Source organism: Alkalimarinus alittae (assembly GCF_026016465.1).
Classification (GTDB): Bacteria; Pseudomonadota; Gammaproteobacteria; order Pseudomonadales; family Oleiphilaceae; genus Alkalimarinus; species Alkalimarinus alittae.
Map to the genome: position 1 here is coordinate 2,393,682 of NZ_CP100390.1, position 16,330 is coordinate 2,410,011.

General features: G+C 40.7%; 20 protein-coding genes and 1 pseudogene. 3 read left to right on the plus strand and 18 right to left on the minus strand.

Features of this window, described 5'->3' with window-relative positions:
• Positions 1-40: 40 nt before the first annotated feature.
• The 11 genes and pseudogenes from NKI27_RS10870 to NKI27_RS10915 form a co-directional block, all read right to left on the minus strand.
• Positions 41-1,069 (minus strand): DUF2157 domain-containing protein, encoded by a 1,029-nt coding sequence (locus NKI27_RS10870; RefSeq protein WP_265046078.1) that lies wholly within the window; start codon positions 1,067-1,069, stop codon positions 41-43.
• Positions 1,070-1,247: 178 nt separating this feature from the next.
• Positions 1,248-1,580, minus strand: a complete 333-nt coding sequence (locus NKI27_RS10875; protein WP_265046079.1) for a rhodanese-like domain-containing protein — start codon at positions 1,578-1,580, stop codon at positions 1,248-1,250.
• A gap of 74 nt (positions 1,581-1,654) precedes the next feature.
• Positions 1,655-2,200: a DUF6624 domain-containing protein gene (locus NKI27_RS10880; RefSeq protein ID WP_265046080.1), complete on the minus strand. Its 546-nt coding sequence runs from the start codon at positions 2,198-2,200 to the stop codon at positions 1,655-1,657.
• Complete coding sequence (locus tag NKI27_RS10885) at positions 2,193-2,339, minus strand: FMN-binding negative transcriptional regulator (RefSeq protein WP_320109421.1); 147 nt, start codon at positions 2,337-2,339, stop codon at positions 2,193-2,195. Before NKI27_RS10885 ends, NKI27_RS10880 begins: the two co-directional genes overlap by 8 nt.
• 129 nt (positions 2,340-2,468) lie before the next feature.
• Positions 2,469-3,023, minus strand: a complete 555-nt coding sequence (locus NKI27_RS10890; protein ID WP_265046081.1) for a WG repeat-containing protein — start codon at positions 3,021-3,023, stop codon at positions 2,469-2,471.
• A 182-nt stretch (positions 3,024-3,205) separates the two neighbouring features.
• Positions 3,206-3,502: a hypothetical protein gene (locus NKI27_RS10895; RefSeq protein WP_265046082.1), complete on the minus strand. Its 297-nt coding sequence runs from the start codon at positions 3,500-3,502 to the stop codon at positions 3,206-3,208.
• A gap of 49 nt (positions 3,503-3,551) precedes the next feature.
• Complete coding sequence (locus NKI27_RS10900) at positions 3,552-4,079, minus strand: M23 family metallopeptidase (protein WP_406802349.1); 528 nt, start codon at positions 4,077-4,079, stop codon at positions 3,552-3,554.
• A 98-nt stretch (positions 4,080-4,177) separates the two neighbouring features.
• A pseudogene (locus NKI27_RS19485) lies at positions 4,178-4,276 on the minus strand (YdeI/OmpD-associated family protein); the annotation flags it as partial.
• 196 nt (positions 4,277-4,472) lie between these two features.
• On the minus strand, positions 4,473-5,177 hold the full coding sequence (locus tag NKI27_RS10905; protein WP_265046084.1) for a class I SAM-dependent methyltransferase: 705 nt from the start codon (positions 5,175-5,177) through the stop codon (positions 4,473-4,475).
• Positions 5,178-5,281: 104 nt separating this feature from the next.
• Entirely contained in the window at positions 5,282-6,133 is an 852-nt protein-coding gene (locus tag NKI27_RS10910; protein ID WP_265046085.1) for an SPFH domain-containing protein, read from the minus strand.
• 17 nt (positions 6,134-6,150) lie between these two features.
• Complete coding sequence (locus NKI27_RS10915; RefSeq protein WP_265046086.1) at positions 6,151-6,612, minus strand: NfeD family protein; 462 nt, start codon at positions 6,610-6,612, stop codon at positions 6,151-6,153.
• A 151-nt stretch (positions 6,613-6,763) separates the two neighbouring features.
• Between NKI27_RS10915 and NKI27_RS10920 the strand changes: the two genes are divergently transcribed.
• Positions 6,764-8,065, plus strand: coding sequence for a DsbA family protein (locus tag NKI27_RS10920; RefSeq protein ID WP_265046087.1), 1,302 nt, complete (start codon positions 6,764-6,766; stop codon positions 8,063-8,065).
• Positions 8,066-8,076: 11 nt separating this feature from the next.
• Here the strand turns inward: NKI27_RS10920 and NKI27_RS10925 are convergent, their stop codons facing one another.
• Together NKI27_RS10925 and NKI27_RS10930 are read right to left on the minus strand one after the other, a co-directional pair.
• Positions 8,077-8,550 carry a nuclear transport factor 2 family protein gene (locus tag NKI27_RS10925; RefSeq protein WP_265046088.1) on the minus strand — a complete coding sequence of 158 codons (474 nt, stop codon included), beginning with the start codon at positions 8,548-8,550 and terminating at the stop codon, positions 8,077-8,079.
• A 61-nt stretch (positions 8,551-8,611) separates the two neighbouring features.
• A complete protein-coding gene (locus NKI27_RS10930; RefSeq protein ID WP_265046089.1) occupies positions 8,612-8,746 on the minus strand; it encodes a hypothetical protein in 135 nt (44 codons plus the stop codon).
• Between the two features lie 255 nt (positions 8,747-9,001).
• On the opposite strand from NKI27_RS10930, the gene NKI27_RS10935 reads away from it, so the two are divergent.
• Positions 9,002-9,670: a glutathione S-transferase gene (locus NKI27_RS10935; protein WP_265046090.1), complete on the plus strand. Its 669-nt coding sequence runs from the start codon at positions 9,002-9,004 to the stop codon at positions 9,668-9,670.
• Between the two features lie 71 nt (positions 9,671-9,741).
• On the opposite strand, the gene NKI27_RS10940 is transcribed toward NKI27_RS10935, so the two are convergent.
• Positions 9,742-10,146 carry a hypothetical protein gene (locus NKI27_RS10940; protein ID WP_265046091.1) on the minus strand — a complete coding sequence of 135 codons (405 nt, stop codon included), beginning with the start codon at positions 10,144-10,146 and terminating at the stop codon, positions 9,742-9,744.
• A 226-nt stretch (positions 10,147-10,372) separates the two neighbouring features.
• On the opposite strand from NKI27_RS10940, the gene NKI27_RS10945 reads away from it, so the two are divergent.
• Positions 10,373-10,771 carry a hypothetical protein gene (locus NKI27_RS10945; protein WP_265046092.1) on the plus strand — a complete coding sequence of 133 codons (399 nt, stop codon included), beginning with the start codon at positions 10,373-10,375 and terminating at the stop codon, positions 10,769-10,771.
• A 111-nt stretch (positions 10,772-10,882) separates the two neighbouring features.
• On the opposite strand, the gene NKI27_RS10950 is transcribed toward NKI27_RS10945, so the two are convergent.
• The 4 genes from NKI27_RS10950 to NKI27_RS10965 form a co-directional block, all read right to left on the minus strand.
• Positions 10,883-12,058 carry an acyl-CoA dehydrogenase gene (locus tag NKI27_RS10950; protein WP_265046093.1) on the minus strand — a complete coding sequence of 392 codons (1,176 nt, stop codon included), beginning with the start codon at positions 12,056-12,058 and terminating at the stop codon, positions 10,883-10,885.
• A 63-nt stretch (positions 12,059-12,121) separates the two neighbouring features.
• A complete protein-coding gene (locus tag NKI27_RS10955) occupies positions 12,122-14,677 on the minus strand; it encodes an efflux RND transporter permease subunit (protein ID WP_265046094.1) in 2,556 nt (851 codons plus the stop codon).
• 31 nt (positions 14,678-14,708) lie between these two features.
• Entirely contained in the window at positions 14,709-15,326 is a 618-nt protein-coding gene (locus tag NKI27_RS10960) for an MlaC/ttg2D family ABC transporter substrate-binding protein (RefSeq protein WP_265046095.1), read from the minus strand.
• A gap of 79 nt (positions 15,327-15,405) precedes the next feature.
• The gene (locus NKI27_RS10965; protein ID WP_265046096.1) at positions 15,406-16,065 is read right to left on the minus strand and encodes a class I SAM-dependent methyltransferase; all 660 of its coding nucleotides are present in this window, start codon (positions 16,063-16,065) and stop codon (positions 15,406-15,408) included.
• Positions 16,066-16,330: the final 265 nt, after the last annotated feature.

Here is a 16,330-nt window from a genome sequence, read left to right on the forward strand (position 1 = left end):
AAACCTTACACTACGGCCATTTCGGCACCGAGGCTGGGGTTTATCTTTTGCTTTCAAGTAGCTCTCTTAGCGAAACAGGCAGTAACAAACGAGACTTTAGCGTGATTGTTTTCTCGTATTTTTGCCAAAGAATACCAATATAAATAATGCCAAGCCCGATTGCCGTTAACGCTATTGGAAACATCAAACTATCTTTAAAAACATTGTATGCTAAATAGCCAAGATAACCGCACATGCCAAGAGCACCAAAAACAACAAACACCCTTCGCACTAACATCACACCTACACCAATCATTAATAAGTTTATGCAGAAATAAATAAATTTTGACAGTTCATCATTTGAATTTTGAGAAGATAATCCTCCCCAAAACGCGATAACACCAAACATATAAATCCAAAAAGCATAGTCAGCTTTACGGTGCGATCTAATATCCACCCAGAAAGCGAGCCCTACCATTAACAACCCTGAATATAACGAGACTAGCTTTCTTAATTCCCATGAAATATCCCCACCAGAAATCATCGATGTAATATCCATCGTCATATACCAAAGCGTTACTGCAATGGGCATCACCAAAAAAGGGTACTTATATTTCCAAGCAACAATAACCCCAATGGCTAATGTGCCCAACTCCATATATAACCAATGCCACCTTATATATCGGTGGTAGTCTCTATAAACACTATCTTCAGGCCAAACACCGAGCCATTGCTGGAGCCCATAAATCGCCAACGGCGTTAAACAGACCACAAATGTAGCGCTAATACCTGCAGGTATGGCTAGTCCCTTGGCTGTTAGTGAATTTGTGATTTTTAATCCGACGGCTGCATACAGAACAGAAATCCAAAATATCCCCGCCCCACCAAATAACTCCCACCCCAGATTCATAAACAGCGTCATCGCGCCAATAGCAATAAGGCCGCCCAGATAATAAAGGACATGAGTAAACGTAAATTTTGGTTCATCTTGAGACTGAGCAGCCAAAAACTCATAAAGAGCCTCAGCCTGAAGCGGCGTAATTATATTTTCGTCAGCCGCATCATTTAACTTTTTCTTAGTAACATCCATGGCCTATCTCTAAATTATAATCGCACAAAATAACAACACTTTGCCGTGATAATGCCTGACAACCAACAATTAGACACTCGCCATTCCTTTAGATTGACCCACGCCACTCACAACACTTAACGTTTTACGTCGTGCAAACCCAAGTTAATATGTGTTTAAGTGCTCATATCATGGCTTACTACTCAACCATGCCTCGTATTCTACGCGCATCACCAATGCTGCCCGCGTTGGAAACATTTGTATATCCCGCACTCTTGAGTGCAGACAATGCTTTACCTGCTCGGTTACCGCTACGACAATACAACACTATTTCCGTACTCTTATCCGGAAACATTTCGCTTACTTCTGCAATAATATCACCGTGTAAAATACGAACATCGCCTTCAATATTATCTACAAGGTGCTCTTGCTCGCTTCTAACATCAATCCAAGCGGTTTCTGCGTGTGTCATGGTGCTGAAACCGGTTGCTATTAGTAGCAAAAAAACCCAAGAATATTTTTTTAAGTTCATCGTTTAATCCTTACGTGTATAATGATCGGTTGCCGATATGAAGCACGGCGTATTGGTCACTTAACTGCTTTTTGTTAACTGATCTGTCCTATATTGGCACGTCGTTTCCGTTCCTGCTCGGTCATTTGTTCTTGCCGCTCTTCAATAGAGTTCAACCCAAGACGCGCACGGCGTTCATTAACCATAGCGATATCCTCGATAGGGAACGGTGCAGGCCATCCAGATTCATCAACATCAAACTGGGTGCCGTAGTATTGAGGCTTGCCAGATAGTGTTCGCACCCGGTCATGAAGGAATGCCAACTGCCAGCCGGCCACCTCCCCACTTGCAACAGCATCTTCTAGTAGGCAGACACACTCACCCATGAAACCGGAGTCTGAAACAGAATGCTGAGCAATCAGCCATGCAGCTTTAGCAGCCTCCTCGCCAACTAACGAAACACCTGGCCAGCCGTAAGTACCAATAATCTTTTTCAGGCGAGAAGCATTCTGCTCATGGAGGAGTTTCATTCGAGGATGATAAGTATCAGATGGCAACTCTCCAGAATCGAAAAGTTGCTGTAACATCCACTGGTCTTCTGTCATCATCTCGACCAGTTCATCTGCAAGATTTTTATTCATGATGACGTTTCAGCCAATTCGGATCCTCTATAACGCGAGCAATACCTTCTTCATGAAAAGCTAAGTAATCCCACGTTGGGACAACTTGGCCTGTTTCTACCTTGGTTTCATACCACGAGGGTGAAATGTAGGCATCCATCTCCTACAATTATCACTGTGCCGTGATATTTACGGATAATCAACAAGTTGACAGCCTATTTTTGTAATTTTTTTGCTGGCGCCAATGCATCCTCTTAGTTGAAGAAACCGTTTAAACAAGGAAAAAGACTCAATCAGGAACCTCGGTTTGGTTAAATTTTACAGTTACAACTTCTTTGCCTGATTTATTAATATAACCCCACACCCCACCTTTGACAGGTTTATGCCCATCGTCATCAGGCTCTGAGATTTTGCAGCCAGTGCAGACTAATGCGCGGCCATTATAGAATGGCCAACCCCAATCATATTTTGGTGGTATAACCATTTGTAGCTCTTGATTAAAGTAAGCAATTTTTGAATTAATGACTGACCGGACCAACCCTTCTCTGAATGTATCGGCACCATTATCGAAGGGTATGACGGATAGAAAATTACCGTCTTCTTTAAGATAAAAGTAGTGCCCTGAAGCCCAAAATGGCGCTAGACCAGAAACATCAAAAGCCACTTTACTAAGGTGATTTGGCAATACATTTAGGATTCTACCTTTATATGTCGCACAGTTATCATATGACTGCCATTCAGGGAATTTATTCTGAATAGTTTCTTTTGCAAAATAGGCACATGTCTCATTTGCCCGTATTGAAAAGGAAGAAAGTAGTAATAGTGTGAATATTGCTATCTTCATCTAAAACCTTCTAATGTCGTGAACGCACTGAAGACTAAACAATAATATAATCAACGTCAGCATCCATCCTAAATAGTTAAAAAGATATAAATAATGAAGTAATAAAAATTCACAAGTTCTTGTACCATAAGCTAACAGGAATGTTTAAAGCTCGGTCAAACTGTTTGATAGAAACTTAGTGACTAGTAAATTACAGCAAGCACTAAAAACAACCCTAAGTAATTAAATGCCGACATAACCCTAAACCGTGTGGGTATATTCTTTTTAAAATAATAAAAACTGGTAACAAACACAAAAGCCATACATGGAAATACAACGAATAAAATCGATAATCCACCGGCCATCCCGGCACCGGCAGCATCATTACTAGCACTGAAATCCTCAAAAAATGGCGTTAAGATTAAAAGCCAAGCGATTACTTGGGATATAAAAATAACGAATGCTTTACGAGGTATATTTGTATTTTCTTTTGTACTCATTTTAACTCACTAACGCTTTAACGCCTGCATCTGACCGCATAGAAAATTTTTATGAACCCACCAGCAATAGGTTTGGGTCTAAGAATATCGCTTTTTTGTAACCCTGAGTAGTCCTGTCGATTGACCAGAACCGAGGAAGCAAGCAAACAATTGAATAATGTAAATGAGGTGGTTTACCTTTGGCGTTGCCGCTATCACCTAGACTACCTATGGTCGAACCTGACTTAACAAACGCCAACCCCTTTACACCAATACTCTCTAAGTGAGCGTAATAATGCAGCCTCCATTTGGGGCCCAATACTAGAACAACATTACCACCCTTTTGTAGATTTCCTTGATATAGCACTAAACCATCAACAGTGCTTACAACTGGCGTGCTCTTTTTACCAAAGATATCGATCCCCTTATGAACGCCAGAACTTCCCCAGGGCTCATACCAGAATGAATCTTTGTTCCAGTCATTCGTTGTGGCACCCAACACAGGCACACTTACGCGCTCAGGCAAAATAAAGCCAGCTATCCCGATCAGTAAGATTATTATTATTGAATATTTAACACTCTTTTTCACAGTTTTCACTCATTGTAGTATGAATGGCGAATTGGGCTTAACGCTCGGCTTTTCGGCGTGCCGGCGCTCAGCATAGGACTATACGCCACAACCACTTACTACGAGAGGCTTCCCAGTTTAGCTAAAAAGGCTTCAGGCAATTCTATTTCACTAACCGCATAAGCGTTTTCCCAGCGCCCATCTGCTTTCACTGCACGGATATGCACGAAACAAATGATAAGAGACTTGTTCATCAACAAACAAGACATTAGCCAACGTATAATAGATAGATATTGCCAACTATAGGCTTTGACACAAAATGCTTATCAAGAATTTCGTCAAAGTGCTCTAGCTGATTTCTTCCCCCACCCTATTCAAAAAACATATCGGTGTCCCATATCCCGTAGCTGAAGTGGGTTAAAGCTATTCGTTAATAATCGACTCTAATAAGGTATCAAAATCCATATCGATTTCGCCCTCTTCTGCTCGCTTGGTGAGCGCGACCATTGAGCATTCTAACCCTAGGTCTTCGTCGCTTATTAATAGCTCTGAGTTTATAAACGTTTTAACGGTATTTTTGATTATCTCTGGCGCTCGGTTGAACTGTTTTCGCAAGAGTCGCGAGACGACGGGGCCTTTTTTGGTGCTTTCGAGTGTTCGTTGAAGGGTATACTCACGTTCTGTAACGAGGTAACGACACAGCTTTTTCATTACGGGGGAGTCGGCGTCATTGATAATAACCGTCCCTTTAGATACCAGCATTTTATCGACGTAATAGAATGCGACTAACGCTTGATCAAAAGCTTCATTTTCGTTGATGATCGCTAGATCTATAGTTCTGTTCTGAAAATAAAAGTCTGGGAGCACTTCATCTGCAGGTGTTCTAATCAGTTCAACTAGGTCGCTTAGCATGCCAATTTTTAGCTTGTTCATCTCTTTTAAGAAACTTGAATGCTGTGAAAGGCTTGGGGTTATTAACGTTAGCGCGGCATTGTCTAATTGATTTAAGGCCTGGCATACAGATAAAGTTAGGTCGAGATTACCCAAACCTAACTGCAACGTATCTTGCGGAGCGTGCTCTTTTATAAGAGTAGTAATAAAAGCAGTTTGAGATTCTAGAAGATTCATAATTCCGTTTATTCAAAATAATATAATCTAAAACGACGCTGCGTGGTTCTATATACTCAAGTGCGAGCATTATAAAACCACTTTGCGCCTTCGAACGTTTAAGGCTACTTAACCCGGCTCATGATACCTTTAACTGTACCGATTAGGTCTGCAGGGTAGACGACGGTTTTGGCATTATCTGACTTTGATAAGGTTTTGATTGAATCGATGTACTTCTCGCCCAATAGGTACATAACAGGTAATTCGTCTTCCTTAATTGCTTGCGTGACTAACTCAATAGAACGTCCAGATGCTTTAGCTAAGACAATCTGTGCTTCAGCGTCTTTTTTAGAGGCTTCTAAACGCCCTTCTGCTTCAAGTATGGTTGCCTGCTTTTCACCTTCTGCACGAGTGACGGCTGCTCGGCGTTGACGCTCTGCTGCAGCCTGCTCTTCCATTGACGCTTGCATCGTTTGGCTTGGGTTAATATCTTGAATTTCGACGTTCTTTAACGTGATACCCCAATCAGCAATATCGTCTGAAATACCATCTTTTAATCGTGTTTTAATGTGGTCACGTGATGACAGTGCAGCATCAAGTCTCATCTCACCAATTATCGCTCTAAGCGTTGTTTGAATGAGATTTTGGATCGCTATCTGATAATTCTCAACACCATATACCGCTTTCTCTGGGCTTAGAATGTTAATATACGCAACAGCATTAGCTAAAATAACAGCGTTGTCTTCAGTAATAACTTCTTGTGAAGGTATATCTAGCACAATATCTTTAGTGGTTACTTTATAGGCAACCGTATCAACATACGGAATTACAAAATTAAGGCCAGGGTTTAACGTCTGGTAAAACTTACCTAACCGCTGAACAACAAACTTCTCACCCTGAGGGACTAGGCGCACACCTTTCGCAATCGTTATTAGCACTAGGCCAACCGCGACAACAGCAACAATAATCACTTCCATTTAAATCACTCCCGTTTCTATTTTTTTCTGACGATCAGATCATTTCCACTTACATCGGTGACGACAGCTCTGTCACCGACACTTAATGCCTGTTCACACCTGAACCCCCATTCGTCATTTCCAACAATGGGTGCTGAAAAACGTAAGCGCCCTTTAGAGACGCTTTGGTTGTACTCTGTGATGGTGCCTTCTTGACCTATCAACGCCTCTCGACTCATACCTGACAAGGTATTATTTTTCATTAACGGCGCAATAAGTTTGAACCAAATAACTAAACTCGCTAGCGAGAAAACGCCCCAAAGGATGATTTCTGTACTAAATGAGATATTAACGAAGTAACTAATAAACCCCACTAATAAACCGCTAACACCGAGCCACAACAAAAAGAAACTTGGAGCAAAGATCTCTGCACCAGCTAATAAAATACCGAACACTACCCAGTGCCAATAAAGAATATTGGCATCTAACCATTCGACCATAACGCGACCCTTCGAGCTAACATACATTCGAACTGTCTTATGGTGTTGAATCAAGACAGTGCCATTAAATTATCTGGCTATAGTAGCAGTGTTTTCTTATAAGAAAATAGGTAAAGTAAGTTAAAGGTTATTTAATGACGGGATCCACTAATTGAAAAGCATCATAATGCCTCACTTGGCTCGCATCATCTCAAGTGATGCGCTTCTAAACTTTAAAAGAGCCGTATCTGAGCTCAAGCGCTTCAGTTCAGGTCAACCGCATGTTTTAGACGTTTTTCTTCATATTAACGACCCTTACAGTTACCTGCTTCTTCAAGTCCTTCCCGATTTAGAAAAACGATATCAGGTTACGCTAAGGCTACGAGCCATCTTACGTACTAACGATGACATGTTTCCTGAGCAAGAAATGTTGTCAGATTATGCGTTTAAAGACGCTCGAATCTTGGCGCAGCTTTATGAGTTAAGCTTTCCTAGCGAGCCACCACTCAAAGATATTAATAAAACAATTTTATATACTAATCAGCTTATTATAGCCGAATCATCAAGTAATGTTTTAAGAAATTTTAATGCTATTTTTGACAATTACTGGCATTCAAGAGATACACATTTTAACTATGACAATACATCAGACGACACAGTACATAACAACCTCGCTCGAAACGAGACCCGACTAAAAAAATTAGGTCATTACATGGCGGGGATGATCCATTATGCAGGTGAATGGTATTGGGGGATAGATCGACTCGAGCATTTAGAGCGCCGAGCAAATAAACTAGGCCTTTCTACGCTAGCAAAACCCTCCATTTATTATAATCGTACACACGTTAATGCCTGCAATACATTCCCCCTAGCGACAACCAATGCAACCGTTCACCCCTCCCCGCTTACACTGTTTTTTTCGATCAGAAGCCCATATTCACACCTTGGGTTAGAGCGAGCGGTTAGATTAGCAAAATACTATGATATAGCGCTCATCGTTAAACCCGTACTACCAATGGTCATGCGTGGCCTAGCGGTTCCCGATGCCAAAAAGATGTATATTTTTCACGATACAAAAAGAGAAGCGAATAAATACGGTATCAATTATGGTTTTGTAGCTGACCCTCTGGGTGCTGGTGTAGAGCGTTGCTACGCCCTTTTTGATTATGCTGAAAGCGAGGGGAAAGGTGTTGAGTATTTACTTGCCTATGCCCGTGCCGTTAACGCGCAAGGCATTCGATCTGAAACCGACAAAGGACTTAAGAAAATAGTAACCTCTTGCGGACTTGATTGGAATACAGCCAAATCACTGCTAGCAGGAGACAGTTGGAGATTGTGGGCCGAGCAAAACTTAAAGGATATGTATAACTTAGGTCTTTGGGGTGTTCCTAGTTTTCAGCACAAAAACACAGCCGTATGGGGGCAAGATCGTATTTTTGTGATTGAGAATCAAATCATCAAAGATATGAGTTAAAACACAAACACCTAAACCCTGCTCAGATTGTTATCATTAAAGCGTTGTAGAGATTTATTAGCCACTGTCGCCACTTTATTTTGCAGTAAGCTACTCCAGCCTAGCAATAACCCTGAAATACCCAAAGCCTGACGACTCCAACGCCAAAAGCTAAAGTGATCGACATGCTTTATAATCTTTCCGCCTTTAAACTCAAAATCTGCATCAACAATATTGTGGACGTTTCTACCTGTTTGGCTAAACGTATAGCGAGGTTCCCAATGAGCGTTTACCTTTCCGTCTTTTTCTGTGACCGAGAACGTCATCTCCATATCTGCACCGCGCTCACAAAGCATTTGCCACATAGCGGCTATATCGCGGCCTTTTAACTGAAATACTTCATCTTTAAACGTAGCATCTGGGTGATAACAACTCGCCATAATTTGATAATCACGCTTTTTAAAGGCACTGTAAAATGTCTCTATCAACTGTTTTTCGTTACTCATTAGTGCTCCTGATTAATAGTACTCCTGATTAATAGCACTCATACTCAATATAGCCAGTAGATTAATGTACAGTTAAAATAGCTTCACGCTTATATTTAACCCACTCACTTCCGACTCGTTTATAATAAAAAGCCATAACCTGCTGATTAACGGGCATTCTTACACAAATAGTATCACCGCTCATTGAGATGTTCATATAACTTTCCTCTGTTATTAATTAATACTGTATATCTACACAGTATAGTACTGTTTATCATTGAGTCAACGAAAAAATGAAGGTGCGATCAATTTTCCTTTAACTTAATTTACCTAATTTTTAACGATGGTTTTATACGTATTTACACTATAAATTTAACTAATAGATTATGATTAAATCAATGAATTCGAATGATTAGTAAAATAACGGTACACTCGTTCAACATACATATAAATACCGCAAAGGAAGCTTCCTATGGTTGTCGTTCATCATTTAGAAAACTCACGCTCGCAGCGAATACTTTGGACTTTAGAAGAGCTTGGGGTTCCTTACGAAGTTAAGCGATATGAAAGGGACAAAAAGACCAGCTTAGCCCCTGAAAGCCTTAAAGCCGTTCACCCATTAGGCAAATCACCTGTCATTACTGATGATGATATTACCGTTGCAGAAAGCGGGGCCATTATTGAATATTTAATCGGTAAGTACGGTAACGGACAGTTTACCGTCGATACCGCGTCCGCCGCGCATCGGGATTATGTATTCTGGCTGCACTTTGCTGAGGGCTCTTTAATGCCGCCGTTATTATTGAAGTTAGTGTTTGATAAGGTGCGTACAAGTCCAATGCCTTTTTTTGCGAAGCCGATTGCTAAATCAATCGCTCAAAAAGTAATGAAGTCGTTTGTTGGGCCTAACATCAAAGGTAATTTAGCGTTTATTGAGCATTATCTGGCCGATCATGAATGGTTTGCGGGTGACAAGCTTACCGGTGCAGACATGCAAATGAGCTTCCCGCTAGAGGCTTGTGTGGCATCAGGCGTGGCAGATAGCGGTTACCCTAATATCGTTGCTTATGTTAAGCGTGTGCATGCTAGACCGGCTTATCAAAAAGCATTATCGGTTGGCGGCCCTTATGACTATGCCTAGCTAGCATTATCCTTCGAGCAATTCACGCTAATGCGTGAATTGCGAGTATGCAGTTTTAATCTTGACGCGAGTTACATCAACTCTACTGTTTCACGCCCGTTTCGAGTAAAGCCTGCTACTAACGAATATCTTAAATAATCTGCACTGGTCGTGAGATGGTCCCGTAACCAAAATTTTAGCGTTTCTGTTTTGTCATCAAAATCAGCTTGCTCTAAGCCTGTAAACTGAACATCTACAACATTTTTACCATCATTTTCCTTGCGATGGTCAGTCACTAAGATGCGTAGTTTGGCATCTGCTTCATCCCAATCAAATAAACAATACATTGCATCATCTTCAATACTGTCACCTAGCATTGCCAATGCATAATCTGCCACAGCTAAAGCAGACAATTTAACCCCCTCTTCTGTGGTTTTTTCACATATAGTTGAGTGAAGTACCTGCTTATCGGATAAGTTTTCAATTGACCAGTTCAAAACGGTTCCTTTTAATGAAATTGCGTGTTTCTAGCCGTAAGTATAAATAAACACAGCCATAAACAACATATTAGGCGTAGAGATCAATAATTATACCAATTTTTAAACTTTAACGGCGCTTGAATGAGTTAGATGTATTACTATTTTTTAACTCCCTAATCTTGTTTTTTTGGACTACATTAAGGGAGTGATAACAATAGGCGACTTAAATTACAGGGGATTTAAAATGGACTTAAGTGACAAAACACCTATCCGCTTGGTACAGGTGTCGTTATTATTTTCTTTGGCTAACTTTCTTATAAACGGGCTAAACACACACAATATAGTATTGTTTATTGTGTTTACCTTAACCGTTTTTGTCAGCACTAAACTCTATCTTTTATTTACAGGGTTAAAACAAACCACTAAAAGTGAAAACCTTACCGAACTACAAACCTACTTACAGCTAGGTAGTGTGTTATTTATAGGCGTTGCGACTTTATCGTATTCTTATATGTTTGGCATTTTCTATTTATTCGTGTTTGCCATATACCTAATATCGCCCTACGACCGAGATTGGCTTGCAGGTCGTTCAGAGATTGTGTTTATAGAAAATAAATTAGAATATCGACGCAATCAAAGTTAATAAGATGACGAACGTCTGTGTTTGTATCAGTGCTAGGACAGGCTCTTTTAAAGAGCCTGCTTTCATTAATCTATACAGGGCTAATCTAACGCTCACTCAACCACTTGCGTCCTAAAAAAACGCCTGAATGCCTGTTTGTGCTCGCCCGAGTATAAGTGCATGTACGTCATGAGTCCCTTCGTAGGTATTAACCGCTTCTAGATTCATCACATGCCTAATAACATGATACTCATCGGATATACCGTTCCCGCCATGAATGTCTCTAGCAGCTCTTGCTATATCCAATGCTTTACCGCAAGAATTCCGCTTAATTAAAGAAATGGTTTCCGGCGGCAGCTTGTCTAAATCCATTAAACGCCCAGCCTGCAAACAGCTCATTAACCCGATACTTATCTCGGTTTGCATATCTGCTAGCTTTTTTTGAATTAATTGGGTGGCCGCTAATGGGCGGTTAAACTGATGTCGATCTAACGCATACTGCCTTGCAGCATGCCAACAAAATTCAGCGGCCCCTAATGCTCCCCAAGCTATCCCATAGCGTGCTTTGTTTAAGCACCCAAATGGGCCCTTTAAGCCTTCTATGTTGGGTAGAATATGCGCCTCTTGAACGAACACATTATCCATCACAATCTCACCTGTAACAGAGGCACGTAATGAGAACTTACCTTCTATCTTGGGGGTACTAAGTCCTTCCATTCCTCGTTCTAAGACAAAGCCTTTAATAACACCTTCTAACTTAGCCCAAACAACGAGCACATCTGCGATAGGCGAATTTGTTATCCATATTTTCGCACCAGAAAGCCGATACCCACCCTTAACTTTTGTCGCTTTGGTTAGCATGCTGCCGGGGTCTGAACCAGCGTCAGGCTCAGTTAATCCAAAGCACCCTACCCATTCACCGCTTGCTAACTTAGGTAAATATTTATTTCGTTGTTGCTCTGTTCCATAGGCATAAATCGGATGCATGACTAACGATGATTGCACACTCATGGCAGACCGATATCCACTATCGACACGCTCAACTTCTCTCGCAATGAGTCCGTAGCTAACATAGTTAACACCCGCACAACCGTATTTTTCGGGTAACGTTGCGCCTAATAACCCTAACTCACCGAGTTCGGTCATGATCTCTCGATCAAAGCGTTCTTCTCGATTAGCAAGCAGAACTCTTGTCATTAACTTTTCTTGTGCGTACTCATGAACAGTATCTCTTATCATCCGCTCTTCGTCAGTCAATGTGCTTTCAATATTTAAAGGGTCACCCCAGTCAAACGATTTATGGCTCATTCAAATCTCCTGAAACAACGCGTTTAAATTTAACATCTACTTAAATAAAGTGACTAACTTAGTTTATTGCACACCTTTACCTAACGGCTTTAGCGTTAATATTAACCGAGGCAATAGCACTAATGAACCCAGCAGCGCTGAGAACATTGCAAAGCCCGTTAATAAGCCGAAGTATATAGTTGGCGTAAAGTTAGACAGCGTGAGTATAGAAAACCCGATAATAATAATCACAGAAGTATAAAACATCGCCCGACCGATACTACCGTGACACCGGTACATCGTGGCTACGTAATTTTGATCTTTTGCAAACTCATCTTTAAACCGGTGGATGTAATGGATAGTATCATCAACACCAATACCGACGGTTATGGCCGCAACGGTTATTGTCATCATATCTAATGGAATCCCTAATACTCCCATCCCCCCTAGCACCATACCTGCAGCCAATAAGTTGGGAGTAATAGCAATGAGAGCCATAAATAATGACCTAAATAACAGCGTAAACATTAATGTGATAGCAAAAAAAACAGCACCCAGCGTGACTATTTGAGAGCTAAATAGACTTTGAAGCATATTGTTATAAAGCACCAGCATACCGGTTAGCTCATATTCGCTTCTACTTAATCCCATTTCATCTTGAAGGTACTCTTCTAGCTGCTCTAACAATATATTACGGTTAAGTTGATAACTGGTTTCTTTAACCCGAACCGTGATTCTTGCTTCATTCCCATCTTTTGAAATGTAAGGGTTAACCAAGGCACGCTTAATGTCATCTGTTAGGTTTTGACCAATCAGCGCCAATTGAAAATCATCAATATCTGCACCAGTCACATCTTTCATAACCTGATATAACGATGCTAAAGAAATGACCTTACCGGTTTCTTCAAGCTGATCTACATGATGGTGAAGTTGCTCGATTTTAGTTAACCCATGACGCGTAAACCAGTAACCGAAAGTGGTGCTGGGCTTATCGCCAAACGGGTCCTCTAAACCTGCATCAAACACATCAAAAGAAATGTCTTCAAACGTATCTGTTTCAACTTTATTGTTATCGTTGTTTACGTCTGACAACGGCCGATCTAACTGAGCAACCTCTTTTGACTGAGAGTTCACTCTGATAATAATATCAAGCGGTATCGTACCACCTAATTTTTGATCAATGACCTCCATACCCTGATATATTTCGGTATTTTCATCAAAGTAATCAATAAAGCGATTCTCAACTTTTAGCTGGCTAACACCTATGATACTAACCGCTAACAAAATAAAACTAAGTAACCACACCCAGGCACTGTATTTATCTGCGACTTTTGCAAAAAACAATGTAAACGCGGGCGACTGACTGCTTACCTTAATAGCCTTACTACGCTTAAGCGGTACTAGCATCAAGCCAGCAGGAATGACCAAAAATGTCACGACAAATGCACCGGTAACACCTATTGTCATCATCCACCCGAAATCAATAACAGGCCTGATACCGCTTACCACAAGCGAGGCAAACGCAACGATGGTCGTCACAGCAGTATATAAACAAGGCCGTAACATATAACGAACGGTATTCATCACCAATTCAAACGGCGATGATTGAGTGTAATCGGTACTGAGTTCGCGAAATCTAACAGCGAGGTGAATAGTGATAGATAGTGTGATAATCATCAATAATGCAACGAAGTTTGATGAAATCACTGTCAACTTCCAGTCAAGCATTGATATAACGCCCAACATAACAGCCACAGCCATCAAGCATGTAAACAGGGGCAGCAATACCCAGACGATACGCCTAAAAATAACGGCCAATAACAAAACAATAAACACGATAATACCAATACCAAATACGACAATGTCGTTTTTGATAAAATCGATCATGTCTGATGCGATCATTGGAACACCGCCTAGGTATAGCGTCCCACGATCTCTATATCCGTCTAATATATTGCGGACATTTTCGACTAACACGTCTTGGCGGTTATTACTTTCAACCAAATAATCACTATAGGCTTGCTCTGCAGATTCTAATGCTTGCTGCTCACTAGGGGTTAGCCCTTCAACCGTTTGTTTATCTCGTAATTGATCTCGCTCATACAGAAGTTTGAAAAACGTATCATCGCGCTTTAGGTTGACTTGAATAGCCGTTGTATCGAAATTTTCGCTCGTTAATAGCTGAGAATATAACGGACTATTCGTAAATTCTGCTCTTGCTAGCGCCCTATCGGTTGCGTCATTAGACAGATAGCGTATCCCCTCTGACAACTCACTGAGCTTTACGGGAGGGCTATACAACAAGGGCACGTCTAGAATAGTCACTACACTCGACACTTGCTGTAGTGCTTGCAGTTCTTCTTTTAATGATTGCAGCGTCGCGAGAGCAGCATTTGAAAATAGCGGCTCCTTAGGACTAAATGTGATAACTAAAAAGTCTTCTGAACCATACCGTTTATTAATATCACGATAAACGTCTAGTGCCCTATCTCCCTCTAGCACCAATGAGTCGGCCGAAGCATCTAGATGTAATCGATGATATTGCGTTGATAATATCAACACGATTAAGGTAAGCCCTAACAGCACTATTTTAGGAAACTGATAAAGCTTACCTAATACTGGAAAAATAAATCTGTTCATTTAATTAGCTACGTGTATTCAGGGTGAACGATTAAGAATCTGTGTTAGCGCGGCCAGATTGGGCCAATGCCTCAAGTGTTTTCTCTAACCCATCACTTTGAATCTGCTGGCTAATAGAACCGTAAAGCGTTTTACTAATACCGATGCCATCAACAGAAAAATCGAATACCTTCCAAGCGCTATCAAATTGACGAAGGGCAAAGTCGATCATATGATCTTTGTCTCCATCCGTCGCTATTTTAATCCTAACGATGTCATAAGACTTTAGACTTTTGCTCTCTACAATTTCTATTTTTTGTCCGTCATAAGAACTCACCGCCAACCGATAGGTCCGCTTAAGCGATAGCACAACGGCATTAATCGCTTCTTGTTTTTTGTTCTTATCAACAATCTCTTTCCAATGCTCTCTGTAGATTCTTTTAGAAAGGACCTCAAGGTTCAACTGAGGAAGAATCTCTTGATCAATAAGTTCGTCGATATACTCAATATTAGAGAGCTGCTTATTGTTTTTAGCTTCTGTAAGCGTTATTTCCAAACGCTCAGTTAGCGCTTTAATAAACTGCTCAGATGTAGTTGAGTCGGCTCTACCCACAATACTAATAGCCATTAATGTAATAACACTAACGGAGTGAACGAATTGCCTTAACATAATTAACATCCTTTTATTAAAGAGGTGCACATCTAATAAGAATAGCACCAATTGCATTATCCATAATGATGATCTGAAATTAACTAGAAGGGGTTTTCTTCCCTAAAAAAGCCGTATAAGCATTGATACCTAACACAGTACTGTGCTTTTTATCGATAACATTAAGCCCCTGCCGCGTCATATGCCCCCGGTAGTCATACACAGGGTGAAGGGCTGCTCCGGTGGTAATCCAAAATATTCCAATAGCAAGATACCAATACATGCGCTTAGCAAAACGAGCGAGAACGTTACCTTCTGGAATGGCAAAATCACCCACTACGATGAATGCATCTTCTTTACCGAGTTTTATCAGGTGGCTTAGCACCTCTGCCATAAATGATTCATCAAAGACATTCAGAAAGAAATTGGCCACGACCATGTCGTATTTGCCAAACGCTTCTACTTTCATGATATCGCTATGGACGATATTGATTTTGAGGTCTTTGTTGGTTTTATCTAGCCCTTGTTTAAATTTATCTAACATGGCCTTAGATAAATCAACAACAGTCACATCTGCGCCTTGCTCTGCAGCATAGATAGCTTCTTTGCCATGACCAATACCTGCAAATAACACCTTATCACCCGGTTTTAAATTTTCGGGCGTTAGCATTGAGCATTTACACCTTAAAATTGAATTACCAGCAAATACAAAGCTAAGTGCGTCATATACGGGCCCCATCAACCAATACTTATCTTTCATTTTTATTTTTACATCCTATTCTTATTGATTCATAAAGCATACGTCAGTCGCGCCAGTGTAATGTATCGCCCCCTTATTCCCCACCATCTTCCGAGAGAAATGTGAGGTTAATCAAACATACTACAAATTCAGTAGTTTAAAAGTCAGTTTGCTTCGCAGCAATAAGCGTTATAATGGCTATCGCTCGCATTTAAAGTAAAAGGCTTTGAATAATCCCCCACTAAATTAGTCAGAAATAGATTGATCAGGTAAAATAGATTTTTTT